Origin of the sequence: Laspinema sp. D2d (assembly GCF_025370755.1) — a bacterium.
Classification (GTDB): Bacteria; Cyanobacteriota; Cyanobacteriia; order Cyanobacteriales; family Laspinemataceae; genus Laspinema.
Map to the genome: position 1 here is coordinate 68,196 of NZ_JAMXFC010000012.1, position 15,331 is coordinate 83,526.

The 15,331-nt window shown below is 47.9% G+C and carries 4 protein-coding genes and 1 CRISPR repeat array; of the genes, 2 read left to right on the forward strand and 2 right to left on the reverse strand.

Annotated features, from left to right (window positions below):
- Positions 1-65: 65 nt before the first annotated feature.
- The gene (gene gltB, locus NG796_RS10595) at positions 66-4,655 is read right to left on the reverse strand and encodes a glutamate synthase large subunit (protein ID WP_261206558.1); all 4,590 of its coding nucleotides are present in this window, start codon (positions 4,653-4,655) and stop codon (positions 66-68) included.
- A gap of 860 nt (positions 4,656-5,515) precedes the next feature.
- A CRISPR array of direct repeats spans positions 5,516-6,730; the repeat unit is 37 nt; unit sequence GTCTCAATGACCCCTAATCCCTTTCAGGGATTGAAAC.
- 53 nt (positions 6,731-6,783) lie between these two features.
- Positions 6,784-7,305 (reverse strand): DinB family protein, encoded by a 522-nt coding sequence (locus NG796_RS10600; protein ID WP_261206559.1) that lies wholly within the window; start codon positions 7,303-7,305, stop codon positions 6,784-6,786.
- Positions 7,306-7,895: 590 nt separating this feature from the next.
- Between NG796_RS10600 and NG796_RS10605 the strand changes: the two genes are divergently transcribed.
- A complete protein-coding gene (locus NG796_RS10605; protein WP_261206560.1) occupies positions 7,896-13,388 on the forward strand; it encodes a PAS domain S-box protein in 5,493 nt (1,830 codons plus the stop codon).
- Positions 13,385-15,220 carry an EAL domain-containing protein gene (locus NG796_RS10610; RefSeq protein WP_261206561.1) on the forward strand — a complete coding sequence of 612 codons (1,836 nt, stop codon included), beginning with the start codon at positions 13,385-13,387 and terminating at the stop codon, positions 15,218-15,220. Before NG796_RS10605 ends, NG796_RS10610 begins: the two co-directional genes overlap by 4 nt.
- The last annotated feature ends 111 nt before the right edge of the window (positions 15,221-15,331 follow it).

Sequence of the window (15,331 nt, forward strand, 5' to 3'; positions counted from 1 at the left end):
AGATTCAAGGGCCTTGTTTCAGGGGCAAAAGAGGGCAGACAACTGCCCACCCTCCTAATTATCTCCTAACTACCCCCAATCCGGGCAACATCTCGGGCATTTTGTTCAAACGCTGCATCCAATGCGTCATCGCCGCTTAAACCCGACGCTAATGCACTTTCCAACGCTTGCAACACCCGCTTGTAATCCCGTGGCATCACTTTGACAAACTTAGGCACCATTTCCTCCCAGTTTGCCAACACTTCTGCCGCTTTGGGACTGTTGGTATAATCCGCGTGTTTCTGGATCATCTCGCGGACGATCGCAATTTCACTCGGTTCCTCCAACTTCTCCATATCCGCCATCTGGGTATTACACCGGGTGGCGAAATCTCCTGCTTCATCCAGGATGTAGGCAACTCCGCCACTCATCCCTGCTGCAAAGTTACGTCCGGCAGGTCCAATCACCACGACTTTACCGCCAGTCATATACTCACATCCATGGTCCCCGACGCCTTCGACAACGGCATGAACCCCAGAGTTGCGGACGGCGAACCGTTCCCCGGCAATCCCCGACAGATACAGTTCCCCACTGGTTGCACCATAAAGTGCTACGTTTCCGGCGATGATGTTCTCATGAGGGACTAAGGTGGATTTCTTGGACGGATAGACGATAATTTTACCGCCACTGAGTCCTTTGCCGATGTAATCGTTGCCGTCCCCTTCCAGTTCTAGGGTGACTCCTTTGGGTACAAAGGCCCCGAAACTTTGTCCGGCACTTCCTTGGAAATGCAGGTGAATCGTGCCGTCTGGCAATCCATCCCAATGTTTCTTGGTGATTTCGTTGCCGAGAATTGTGCCAACGACTCGGTTAATATTGGTAATCGGCAGGGTTGCTTTGACTTTTTCGCCTTTGTCGATCGCACCTTTGCACAGATCCAGCAACACTGTCATATCCAAGGATTTCTCTAATCCGTGGTCCTGTGCCATCTGGCAATAGCGACCCACTTCTGGACCGACTTCCGGTTGATAGAGAATGTTAGAAAGGTCGATTCCTTTCGCTTTCCAATGGTCCACTGCCTTTTTCGGTTCCAGCAAGTCTGTCCGTCCCACCATTTCATTCAGGGTCCGGAACCCAAGCTGGGCCATGATTTCCCGCAGTTCTTGGGCGATGAATTTCATGAAGTTGGCCGCATATTCTGGGTCTCCCATGAATTTGGCCCGCAGTTGCGGATCTTGGGTAGCAATCCCTACGGGACAGGTGTTTTTATGGCAGACACGCATCATAATACAGCCCAAGGTGACCAAAGGTGCGGTGGAAAATCCGTATTCTTCGGCACCGAGTAAGGCAGCGATCGCCACGTCTCGTCCTGTCTTCATCTGTCCATCGGTTTCCACCACAATCCGACTCCGCAGATTGTTTAAAACCAGGGTTTGATGGGTTTCCGCCAATCCTAACTCCCAGGGTAAACCGGCGTGTTTAATCGAGGTTTGGGGGGATGCACCTGTTCCGCCATCAAATCCGGAGACAAGCACCACATCCGCGTGTGCTTTGGCGACCCCTGCCGCGATGGTTCCTACACCGACTTCCGAGACTAACTTCACATTAACTCGGGCGTTGCGGTTGGCATTTTTGAGGTCATGAATCAACTCCGCTAAGTCTTCGATGGAGTAGATATCATGGTGAGGCGGGGGCGAAATCAACCCGACCCCAGGGGTGGAGTGGCGCACTTTGGCAATCCAGGGATAGACTTTCAGTCCGGGTAATTGTCCCCCTTCCCCGGGTTTAGCACCTTGTGCCATTTTGATTTGAAGTTCCTTCGCCTGAGACAGGTATAAGCTAGTGACGCCAAACCGTCCGGAAGCAACCTGCTTGATTGCACTATTTTTGGAGTCGCCCTGTTCGTTCGTCCAAGTATAACGTTCCGGGTCCTCGCCGCCTTCGCCGGTGTTGGATTTGCCACCGACTCGGTTCATTGCGATCGCCAATGCTTCATGGGCCTCTTTAGAAATCGAACCATAACTCATCGCGCCGGTTTTGAACCGTTTCATGATGTTCTCAATCGGTTCTACTTCTTCTAAAGGAATCGGGTTTTGTGCTTTAAATTCCAGCAACCCGCGCAAGGTGAAGAACTTCTGATTTTGTTCATTCACTTTCGCTGCATATTTCTTGTAGAGTTCGTAATTACCCTCACGCACTGCTTGTTGCAAGGCATGAATGATTTCCGGACTCAGCAAGTGCGCTTCACCGTCTTTGCGCCACTGGTATTCGCCACCGACATCTAAAGTGTGACCATTGGCATCGCGATCGGGGAAGGCGTGAGAATGACGCATAATAGTTTCATTGGCGATCGCCTCTAAATCCACCCCTTCAATCCGCGAAGCGGTCCAGGTAAAGTAGCGACTAATCACCGACTGATTCAACCCGATCGCCTCGAAAATCTGTGCGCCGCGATAGCTTTGAATCGTCGAAATCCCAATCTTCGAGGCAATTTTCACCACCCCTTTGGTCACCGCTTTGATGTAATTCTTGACAGCGGTTTTATACTCCACATTCACGAGTAATTTCTCGCGAATCATGTCATCAACGGTTTCAAAGGCGAGATAGGGATTAATCGCCCCACAACCATACCCAATCAAGGTAGCGAAGTGATGGACTTCCCGAGGTTCGCCAGATTCCAGGACTAATCCCACCTGGGTGCGAGTGCCTTCGCGAATTAGATGGTGATGCAGTCCGGCAACCGCCAATAATGCGGGAATTGCTGCCTTTTCCTTGTTGGTGCCGCGATCGCTGAGGATGAGGATATTCGTACCCGAGGCGATCGCCTCACTTGCCCGAGCAAAAATCTCTTCCAGGGCCGCTTCCAATCCCTTCACCCCAGTAGTCGGGTCAAATAACATCGGAATCGTTGTGGATTTAAACTCCCCTTCATTCACTGCCTTGAGTTTTACCAAGTCTTCATCAGTGAGAACCGGGGTTTTTAACTCAATTAAATTGCAGCTTTTCGGCGTAGGTTTGAGTAGATTTCGTTCTGAACCAATGGTAGTTTCTGCCGAAGTAACAATTTCTTCCCGAATCGAGTCAATCGGGGGATTGGTAACTTGGGCAAACAGTTGTTGGAAATAGTCATACAGCAATTTCGGGCGATCGCTTAACACCGCTAACGGCGTATCTGTTCCCATCGACCCGATCGCCTCCACCCCATTGGTCGCCATTGGCGTCATCAACAGGCGCAATTCCTCAAAAGTGTACCCGAACGCCATTTGTCGTTGAATCAACGGCACTGGGTCAATTTCCCGCAATTGGGGAGCATCTTTCAGTTGAGAAAGGGCGACCAAATTCTCATCAATCCACTCTTGATAGGGATGTTCATTGACAATTTGGGTTTTGATTTCTTCATCGGAAATAATCCGACCCTGTTTCATATCAACGAGGAACATCCGACCCGGTTGCAGGCGACCTTTATAAGCGACTCGTTCCGGTTCAATCGGTAATACCCCCGCTTCCGAGGCCATAATCACTAAATCATCCTTAGTGACGTAATAGCGAGAGGGACGTAAACCATTGCGATCGAGGACTGCCCCCATCATTGTGCCATCAGTAAAGGCGATCGAGGCCGGACCATCCCAGGGTTCCATCAAGCAAGAATGGTACTTGTAGAACGCCTTTTTCTCCGGACTCATGGACTCATGGGCGGTCCAGGGTTCAGGAATCATCATCATTACCGCATGAGGCAAGGACCGTCCAGAGAGGAACAGCATTTCCAAAGCATTATCGAAAATCGCCGAATCGCTGCCTTCTAAGTCAATCACCGGATGCAGCTTTTTCAGGTCCTCCCCAAACAGTTCCGACTCAAACAGAGACTCCCGGGCGTGCATCCAGTTGATATTGCCCCGCAAGGTATTGATTTCCCCATTATGGGCAATGTAGCGATAGGGGTGGGACCGTTCCCAACTGGGGAAAGTGTTGGTACTGAAGCGGGAATGCACCAGGGCCAAAGCACTCTCCATCGTCTCATCATGGAGTTCGGGGAAATAGTCCCCCACCTGGACCGGCATTAACATCCCTTTATAAACCAGGGTGCGGCAGGAGAGACTACAAACATACCAGAACGAGTCTAATTCACTGATATGGATTTCCCGTTCTGCCCGTTTGCGGATGACATACAGCTTGCGATCAAACGCCAAGTCATCGGCGATATTGGCACTGCGTTGGATGAACACTTGGGAAATAAAGGGTTCGCTAGATTTCGCCGTATTCCCCAAAGAGGAGTTATCCGTGGGTACATCCCGCCATCCCAGAACCTTTTGCCCTTCCTCAGCGACAATTTTTTCAAAAAGCTGCCTACCTTGCTGGCGAATGGCAGGGTCCTGAGAGCAAAAAATGTTGCCCACGCCATATTCCCCGGCGATCGGCAACTCGATGTTTTCTGCTGCTGCAACTTTTTTCAGAAACGCATCCGGGACTTGGATTAAAATTCCGGCACCATCCCCGGTATTATTTTCGCAACCACAAGCACCCCGGTGGTCCAGATTGAGGAGAATGGTCAGGGCCTGTTCAACGATGGAGTGGGATTTTTGACCTTTTTGATGAACAATAAAGCCAACACCGCAGGCATCGTGTTCAAACTGAGGGTCATAGAGTCCCTGTTTTTGTGGCAGTTTTTGATGGTTCATAAATGTCGTTAAGGATGGAAAATCAGGTAAAAAGCGCGGTCAAGATTAAAGACCCGCAGCTTTAGCATGGGCGTTGGGATGTTGAGTCAAAGAAACCCTACGGGAGTAGGGGTCAGTTGCGATTCACCGTTCCGGGGTCGGAAGTATGTTGGCGATACGGGACCAGACGGGAGGCAACGAGAGGGTGTGATGGTTAACTTGTTCCGTGAGTTTGGGTTTAGGGATTCTAGCCTAGGTCTGATGATTTTTAGTCAAAAAGACGCTAAGGTATCCGTTCTTAAGGAAAATTCTAACGGATCTACTCTGAAGCGCCGGATCGGTTTTCTATGGTTTTTTGACATTTCCCACGAGGGAATCAGGGTTTGCGAGGGAATTCGCGTTTCTTTGACAAAATTTAACAGTTGGCAAGGGGCGATCGGCTGGGGGATGAGGGCGCAAATCCAGCAAGAGTTCAAACCCGCGCCCCATAGAGCAAGTGGGTTTAACCCGATTGACCGCCCGGTTCTGTTAAACTTAACGATAGGGGAGTCCTTTTGCTCCAGTGAGTCCATGTAGAGAGAATGCATCAGAGGCTTTAAAACCGAGGGACCCCACCTTAATTTTTATCTCCTTTGCGCGAACCCTAAGCTGTAGAAAACCAGGGGACAAAATTTGAGACTGAAATCCTGACTCGATAAGGCATTGAGTCTTTTTCCCGTTCTACCCGGTTCGCGCAAATGCTAAAAACTATACGGGGAGAGGATTTGAGGAGAAAATGAAATGGACCTATTTACAAATGACAGGCTGTAATGGTATTTTAAATATAGGTTCGCGCAAATGCACCTTGAAAACTTTATATAGCAACGGTTTCAAGTACGGGCGTCTCAATGACCCCTAATCCCTTTCAGGGATTGAAACAACTGAAAAGAAAATTGATATTTCACGCTTGTTCCCCGTCTCAATGACCCCTAATCCCTTTCAGGGATTGAAACTGAGGAAGAATTGCGGGGCTTTCTCCAGTCCGAAACCAGGTCTCAATGACCCCTAATCCCTTTCAGGGATTGAAACATATAAAAGGGTAACTTGGCACAGAACCTATCCTGTCTCAATGACCCCTAATCCCTTTCAGGGATTGAAACAACTTCACTAGAGGCATATTCAAGCGCCTCCCAAAGTCTCAATGACCCCTAATCCCTTTCAGGGATTGAAACCAATTGCAAACGCCCCTGAAAGTTTTTTGCTTTTAGTCTCAATGACCCCTAATCCCTTTCAGGGATTGAAACATGGATCCTTGGTGGCTCAAACCTTAGCGGCAGTCGCACCGGTCTCAATGACCCCTAATCCCTTTCAGGGATTGAAACCGGCAAAGGTGGAGAAGCGGCTAATGGTGAACATTTGTCTCAATGACCCCTAATCCCTTTCAGGGATTGAAACGAATTACTTCCTTATCTTGGGCGAGACACCTCGGGTCTCAATGACCCCTAATCCCTTTCAGGGATTGAAACTCAATAGCGGCATTTGTTCTCTTAGAATTTCCCACCCGTCTCAATGACCCCTAATCCCTTTCAGGGATTGAAACATATAAAAGGGTAACTTGGCACAGAATCAGATACGTCTCAATGACCCCTAATCCCTTTCAGGGATTGAAACGACCGGCATTCCATTCTTCAGGGAGTGAACTAATAGAGTCTCAATGACCCCTAATCCCTTTCAGGGATTGAAACTATGAACAAGATTACTTTGCCCCTTTGAATCTGCGTGTCAATGACCCCTAATCCCTTTCAGGGATTGAAACTGCCACATTTGGGAATGGCTGATGTTTTTTGCCCCTAGGTCTCAATGACCCCTAATCCCTTTCAGGGATTGAAACTAATGCCCAAGAATGGACAAAAGAAAAATTCTGGGTCTCAATGACCCCTAATCCCTTTTAGGGATTGAAACATATAAATAGGTAACTTGGCACAGGGAGTTACCCTGTCTCAATGTCTCAATGACCCCTAATCCCTTTCAGGGATTGAAACGGGTCAAAAACGTTAATAGCAAATACGACACCCGCGCCGTCTCAATGACCCCTAATCCCTTTCAGGGATTGAAACTTGCAACTGTTCCAACCGATGAATCTATTCCCCCAGCATTGCACCTTCGCGAATCATTCCGAACCCAACCCACTTACCCCGGGCATCCACGGAATATCCGTCACTCCGGGTTCATAGCCGAGTTGTTTAATTAGGGTGGTCACCTGCCCTCGATGATGAGTTTGATGGTTGAACAGATGCGTCACCAAAATCCACGCAGGCATCACGTGCCGTTTCTGGTCCGACTGGCTGACATATTCAAACGGTTGACTTAACCAGTCCGGGTCCAGGTTCTTGGACCAGTCTAAAATTTGCTGGTCTGTCTGTTCCCGTTGGGCTCTCAATTCCACAAAATCTGCATACAATTCTTGTGAGAGGGATGTCCCAGAAAATGGCTGATTGGTAAATCGCCCCATCCAAACTTTATCCCCATAGAGCAGATGGTTCAAGGTTCCGTGAATTGACTTGAAAAATGCTCCTCTATCTTGCTTGCGTTGTTCGTCGGGAATTGACTCGCAAACTTGATAAATATTCTGGTTCATCCAGCAATTATATTCAGCCATCAGTTGATAGGAGTTCCGGTGGTGCATCATCATGGGTGCTTAATACGGTATTTTGATTATCCGATGAAGTTGGACCAAACTACTGCCGGAAGGAGGCGATCGCTAATTGGTCTGATTTTCAGAAATATTTCCGCATTGAGGGGCTTCCGGGAAGAATTGGGGTTCTCAAAAAGTGTTTGGACGATTGGACCCTTTTTGAGGTATTTTATAATTGACTATTACAGAGGGTTATATTAGACCTCTTGGAAAATTCCGGATTGCTCCCCCTCCTTTTCCCTCTTCAGATCCCCCTCGCGTCCTGGTGATTAAGGGGGCGGCTAGAGAAATAAATATTTAGATTCCCCTGCTGTCGCCTTTATTAAGAGGGAGGCTATAGGAATAAATATTAGACCTCTTGCCAAATCCTGTAGAGATCCCCCCAACCCCCCTTAAAAAGGGGGGCTTAAGAGAATCTTATTGATTAGAGGGCGGGAAGAGATTTAGGCAAGTGGTTTAAGGTTGACTTGAAAATTAGATTGTTTTTATTGGTTATTAATTTTAATTAAAGTTATTAAATCCCGGGTCTATCATTGCGCTTCTTTAAAAATTTTTTAAGGCAAACCAGTCAATATTAGGGACAATTCATGGAGATGATTCAGGGTCAATATGAGCCGGTTTTAGTCATTTTTTCATTGATTATTGGGGCGATCGCTTCTTATACGGCGTTGGATTTAGCGGGACGGGTTAATCCCAATTCTTCGGTGCGATCGCGCTTAATCTGGAGTGTGGGTGGGGCGGTGGCGATGGGAACTGGCATCTGGTCGATGCATTTTATCGCGATGTTGGCGTTACAGTTGCCGGTCCCGACCGCATATAATATCCCTCTCACGCTGTTGTCTTGGGTGGATGCCATTGTAGCCTCAGCTTTGGCGATGTTGCTGTACCATCGTCAACAGTTGAAGGTCCCCCTCCTGGTAGGAGGGGGAATGGTTATGGGATTGGCGATCGCTTCGATGCATTATCTAGGGATGGCGGCAGTCCAGGTCCCGGCAAGGCTGGTGTACAATCCTTGGGGGGTCGCCCTGTCGGTGGCGATCGCCATTTTGGCTTCGACGACTGCGTTAGGGTTAGCCTTTCAGGTGCGCAATTCTCTGAGTCTTCACCGGGAATGGGTGAAACTGGGGAGTGCCGGGATTATGGGGGTGGCGATCGCCGGGATGCACTATACCGGAATGTGGGCCACCTGTTTTGCGGCCCTTTCCCACCCGGAAGCGATGCGGATTGAAGGGGCGGACCAATCCTGGTTGGCGATGCAAATCGGCGTGGGGACACTGATTTTGCTGATTGGCACTCTGATTACCTCCCTGGTCGATCGCCGGTATCAATCCCGTCTTTTACGAGAACAGGCCCTCCAAGAAAGTGAAATCCGATTCCGAACTTTAGTGGAAAATATGCCTGTTGGGGTATTACTTCTGGATGCCCAAGGCAATATTTTATTAAGTAATCCCCTGGCGAGTGAACTGTTGGATGTCCCGGAATCAGGGTTGCAAGGGAAAAATGCCTTCGAGTTCAACTGGCAGATTCTTTCGCTGGATGGCACTATTTCGATTCAAGAACAGCATCCCCTTCAGATGGCGATCGCCCAGGGTCAACCTGTGCAGAACCAAGTAACGGGAATCTGTCGTTGGGGGAGAAAAGATACCGTATGGTTACTGCTGAATATGGACCCCCAACTCGACTCATCGGGCCAGGTAGAACGAGTGGTTTGTACCTTTAGTAATATTAGCGCTCGCAAACAAAGTGAAGATGATATCCGGCTACTATTACAGACGAGTCAAGCCATCCGTCAGACACCGGATTTAGAAAGTGCTTTAGTCTCTGTATTACGCTCAATTTGTATTACTATTAATTGGGATGTAGCAGAGGCTTGGCTTCCCGATGAGAATCAGCAAATCCTCAGCTATCGTCCCGGTTGGTATTACCCAGAACCTGATGTAGAAGAGTTCCACCTGCAACGGCAACCCCTAACCTATCGGTTTGGGGAAGGACTTCCCGGGCGGGTTTGGGAGTCGCGGCAACCGGAATGGATTGAAAATTTGACGGACAAAACTGAACCCCTGGTTGATTCTTTAACGGCGGTTAAACAGGGATTAAAAGCCAGTTTTGCTGTACCTATTTTTCGAGGCCATGCGATTTTAGCGGTCTTAACCTTCTTTAAACGCACGGAAACTCCCCGAGATGACCGGGCGATCGCCTTGGTGGGGGCGGTTGCTACCCAACTGGGTTCCTCCATTGGTCAAAAGGTGGCAGAAGCGGCCTTGAGTGAGAGTGAACGGCGGTTACAATTGGCACTGGAAGGGAGTGATTTGGGCATTTGGGATTGGCAAATTCCTACGGGAAAAACCTATTTTGACCCGCAATGGAAACGGATGCTGGGGTATGAGGTGGAGGAAATTGGCAATCACTATCAAATGTGGGAGGACTTGTTACATCCCGAGGACCATAAACCGACGCTGCGGGCGTTAGAAGATCATTTAGGGGGGATTCTTCCAGTGTATGAACGGGAATTACGAATGCGATCGAAGTCTGGGGAGTGGAAATGGATTCTCTCACGCGGTAAAGTAGTAGAACGAGACCCATCTGGCATCCCCTTACGCATGAGCGGTACCCATAAAGATATTACCCCCCGAAAAGCTGCGGAAGCTGCTTTAGATGAGAGTCAGCGTCGGTATCAAACCCTAGCTGAAGCTTCTCCAGTTTGTATTTTTCACACGGATGCCCAGGGAAATTGTCTTTATGTTAACCAGCGGTGGACTGAGTTAACGGGACTTTCTTTAGAACAGGCGATCGGGAAAAGTTGGATTGCCAATCTCCACCCCGATGATTTGAAGCGGGTACAATCGGAGTGGTTTTTAGCGGCGGAAACTCGGGTTCCGTTTAAGTCAGAATATCGGTTTGTGCGGCCCGATGGGATTGTAGTCTGGGCGATCGGTCAGGCGATCGCCGAAATCGGGGAGGATGGCACATTGAAAGGCTATCTGGGCACCATTACGGATATCAGCGAACGCAAACGGGCCGAAATTGCCTTACAGCAGCAGCTTAAACGGGAACGTTTGGTGAGTTCGATTCAGGAACGGATTCGATCCTCTCTCGACTTAGAAGAAGTTTTAGATACTGCTGTCAAAGAAGTTCGCCGATTTTTAGCCACGGATCGAATTTTAATCTACCGTTTTAACCCCGACTGGGGTGGGGTGATTGCCGTTGAGTCCGTGGGTTCTGCCTGGATGTCCGTCAAAGGAATTGAAATTGAAGACCGCTGTTTCATTGAGACCCACATTCCACTATACGCTCAAGGTCGAATTCGCAGCATTGATAATATTCACACCGCTGGACTCTCCAAATGCCATGTGCAACTCCTCAATCAGTTTGCAGTTCAAGCCAATCTCGTGGTTCCTCTGCGGCAAGGGGAACAATTATGGGGATTGTTGATTGCGCATCACTGTAGCGGCGAAAGACAATGGCATGAATCGGAAATTGAATCCCTCCGTCAGCTTTCGGTGCAATTATCCATCGCAATTCAACAATGTACCTTGTTTGAACAAGCTAAAACTGAACTGCTGGAACGTAAGCGGGCGGAAGATGCCCTGCGAGAAAGTGAGGAACGGTTTAAATTAGCCGTATCCGGGACGAATGATGGGATTTGGGATTGGGATTTAAAAAATGACCAGATTTATTACTCCCCAGTCTGGATGCAAATTTTAGGGTATGAAGAGGGGGAATTACCGTATCGGGTTAGCACTTGGTTTAACAAAGTCCACCCCGAGGATTTGTCCGTGGCGATGCAAACCCTACAAGACCATGTGCAAGGGCAAAATCCCCATCCCTTGTATTATTATCATACCCACCGCATGGAACGGAAAGATAAAAGCTGGATTTGGGTGGAAGTCAAGGGCAAATGTATCCGGAATGAAGAGGGGGAAGCCTACCGACTCACGGGAACTTTAACGGATATTACAGAACGCAAAAAAGCGGAAGAAGCGTTACAGGAAAGTGTCCAACGGGAACGCGCCTTATCCCAAGTGATTCAGCGAATGCGCGAGACCCTGGATTTGGAAACGATTTTTTCGGCAACGACACGGGAATTACGCCAGGTACTCAAGTGCGATCGCGTTTTAGTGCACCATTTTCATGATGACTGGCGAGGTGAGGTGGTGGCGGAATCCACCGGCCCCGAATGGATTTCTTTAATGGAAAACATCCAAAATTTCCCCGAAACTGCGGTGAAACTCAACGGGGGCGACGTTGAGTTTCCAGGGGAACAGGAGGTTGGGCTGGAAGATTGCTATATGCAATCGGCCCGAACTGAAGAGTGGAATTTAGGCTTGACTTATTTGGCCGTTGAAGATGTGTATAAGGCGGGCTTTGATGAAGCTTACCTCAAGATTTTAGAGCAATTTCAAGCCAAAGCCTATATTATTGTGCCAATTTTTTCGGGGAATAAACTTTGGGGATTATTAGCCAGCTATCAAAATAGCGGTCCTCGCCACTGGAAGGAAGCTGAAATTAAAGTTGTGGTTCAAATTGGCAATCAGTTGGGAGTCGCCCTCCAGCAAGCGGAGTTACTGGAAAAAACTCAGCGACAATCCCACGCCCTCCAAAAAGCTGCCCTCGCTGCGGACGCTGCCAACCGGGCAAAAAGTGAGTTTTTGGCGAATATGAGCCATGAATTGCGAACGCCGCTGAATGCAATTTTAGGGTTTACGCAAGTCATGGCCCGGGATTCCTCCCTGAAACCGGAAAATCATGAGCATTTAAAAATTATTAATCGGGCCGGAGGTCATCTTTTGGCTTTGATTAATGATGTATTAGAAATGTCCAAAATTGAAGCGGGCCGAATGAGTTTTAATCCGGTCAATTTTGATTTGCTCAATTTGCTGAAATCTTTAAATGAGATGTTTCAGCTTAAAGCAGAATCTAAGCAACTTCAGATTATTTTTGAGGGATGGGATACCCTTCCTCAGTTTGTGAAAACCGATGAGAGTAAGTTACGCCAGGTTCTCATTAATATTGTGGGGAATGCGATTAAATTTACCGAAACGGGTCGCGTCATCCTCCGGATTGAGGTGAAAGATGGGCCGACGGTCCTCAATTCTGGGGAAGGGGATTTTTCGGACGCCAGTAATCGGGGTCAGTTCTTATATTTTGAAATTGAGGATACGGGCCCAGGGATTGCGCCAGAGGAGATGGGAAAATTGTTTGAACCCTTTGGACAGACTGAAACAGGACGTAAATCTCAGCAAGGGACTGGCCTGGGTTTACCAATTAGCCGAAAGTTCGTACAATTAATGGGAGGCGATATTCAGGTCACCAGTACCGTGGGTCAGGGAACGGTGTTTGCCTTTGCGGTGGCGATCGCACCGAGTAGCGAGGCGGAGGTTCAAACTCGTCAAACCAAGCGTCGTGCAGTGGCGATCGCCCCCCAAGCTCAGGCGAATGAATCTCGCATTTTAGTCGTAGACGATGCCTTTGAAAGTCGTCTATTGTTAAAGACAATCTTGAAATCCTTGGGATTTCAAGTGCAAGAGGCAGAGAACGGCCAAGGGGCGATCGCGGTTTATCAAACTTGGAAACCTCACTTAATTTTAATGGATATGCAAATGCCCGTCATGGATGGTTATGAAGCCACCCGATATATTAAAAGTACCGCTCAGGGTCAAAAAACGACCATTGTAGCTTTAACCGCTAGTGCTTTTGAGGAAGAAAGAAAAATGATTTTAGATGCGGGTTGCGATGACTTCATCCGTAAGCCGTTTCAAGAAGAATTTTTGCTGGAAACTATCGGCAAATATTTGAATATTGACTATATTTTTGAAGACCTTTCTTCGGACCTAAATCGCCCCCAATCCGATAGTTGTAACCCCCCCTATTCTCTCACGCCAGAGGCTTTACAAGTGATGCCTAAAAGTTGGATTCATCAGCTTTCTGATGCAGCCATGCAATGTAGTGACGATTTAATTTTACGCTTACTCGAAGAGATTCCCCCAGATTTGGCCCCCTTATCCCAAGCCTTAGCAGCGTTAGCCCATAACTATCAGTTTGATCTCATTGAGGAATTGACTCAACAGGAGGGCCAATGAACGCCGAACCTGTTCCCATGCTCCAAAAAGATATTCTGATTGTGGATGATACCCAAGATAATCTCCGCTATCTAGCTACAATTTTAACGGAAGAAGGATATAAAGTTCGCAAAGCCTTAAACGGTCAGATGGCCCTCAAAGCCTGTCGCGTAGTTGTCCCTGACCTGATTTTACTGGATATCATGATGCCGGATATGAGCGGGTATCAAGTTTGCGAAATCTTAAAAGAAAATGAGGCCACTCGCGAAGTTCCGGTCATTTTTTTGAGTGCTTTAGATGATGCGTTTGATAAGGTCAAAGCCTTTAATGTCGGCGGTATTGATTACATTAGTAAACCCTTTCAATTAGAAGAAGTTTTGGCTCGCATTCAAACTCAACTCCTCCGACGGGCTGCGGAATTAAAAATTCAGCAACTTAATGCCGAATTGGAAACACGGGTCCAAGAACGGACCCTCCAGCTAGAACAGTCGAATCAAGAGCTAGTTCAGGAAATTAAGGAACGGAAGCAACTTCAAGAACAGTTACTTCATTTAGCCCTTCATGACCCCTTGACAAATTTACCCAATCGTGCTTTATTTATGGAACGATTGGACCAGGCGATCGCCTTCCGAAAAGCTAACCCAAACTATCAGTTTGCCGTCCTCTTTTTAGACTGCGATCGCTTTAAAGTCGTCAACGATTCTCTCGGTCATATCGTCGGAGATGAACTCCTGATTGCCATTGGCAGACGCCTCCAATCCGCGCTCCGAGAAGAGGATACCTTAGCCCGGTTAGGAGGCGATGAATTTGCAGTCCTGGTAGAAGAACTCCCCACCCTCGATCGCGCGCAAAGCATCGCCGATCGCATCTTAAACTCTTTAACCGAACCCTTTCAACTCTCCCGTTACGAAGTCTTTATTAATGCCAGTATTGGCATTACCCTCGGGAGTTTTTATCACGAAAAACCCGAATATCTCCTCCGGGATGCGGACACCGCCATGTATCGCGCCAAAGCCCTAGGAAAAGGCCAATATTACCTCTTCGACCCCGCCATGCATGATGAGGCGCTAAACCGTCTCCAGCTTGAAAATGACTTGCGACGGGCCGTAGAACGAGAGGAATTTAAAGTTTATTACCAGCCCATTATTTCCCTAACCACAGGCAAAATTTATGGCTTTGAAGCCCTTGTACGATGGCAACATCCTACCCGGGGATTTATCTCTCCCATCGATTTTATTCCCGTCGCTGAAGAAACGGGTTTAATTGCCAGTATTGATCTGTGGGTATTACAAGAAACCGTTCGACAACTCCAAGCATGGCAACATCAAAACCTGATCAATGACTCGGTAACTTGTAGTGTCAATTTATCAGCGCGCCATTTTCTGCAATTTTCATTTATCGAGCATCTCCGGGAACTGCTAGAAGCATCGCAAATTAATCCTCAAATGATTAAACTGGAAATTACTGAAAGTGCGATCGCCAATAAAAACCAAGCTACCCTGGATATTCTCCATCAAATTCGTGACTGCCATATTGAATTAAGTATTGATGATTTTGGCACCGGCTATTCTTCCTTAAGTTACCTGGAAGAATTTCCCGTCAATGTCCTCAAAATTGACCGTTCATTTATCAATCGCATTGATGGCAAAGAACATCAGTGCGGATTGGTTCCCGGGATTATCGGAATTGCTCACACAATGGGCATGATTGCGATCGCCGAAGGGGTAGAAACTCCCATCCAATTAGAAAAACTCCGAGGATTAGGCTGTGATTTCGCCCAGGGTTACCTCTTTTCCAAACCTTTAGATCCAGACTCAATCGCCGAATTGTTAGCCCGTTCTCCCCAGTGGTAAACTTAGATCATTCGGTACTTTTAAATTGCAGAAACCAGAAACAGGGTTTCTGCCGTTCTCTTTGTTCCTGCAAGAAACCCAGTTTCTAACCCATACTCTGTACCCTCAAAT

Excerpts from the sequence above, each read along its gene's own strand:
- NG796_RS10600 (WP_261206559.1), bottom strand. The coding sequence starts at position 7,305 with ATGATGATGCACCACCGGAACTCCTATCAACTGATGGCTGAATATAAT.
- NG796_RS10605 (WP_261206560.1), top strand. The coding sequence starts at position 7,896 with ATGGAGATGATTCAGGGTCAATATGAGCCGGTTTTAGTCATTTTTTCA.
- NG796_RS10610 (WP_261206561.1), top strand. The coding sequence starts at position 13,385 with ATGAACGCCGAACCTGTTCCCATGCTCCAAAAAGATATTCTGATTGTG.
- gltB (WP_261206558.1), bottom strand. The coding sequence starts at position 4,655 with ATGAACCATCAAAAACTGCCACAAAAACAGGGACTCTATGACCCTCAG.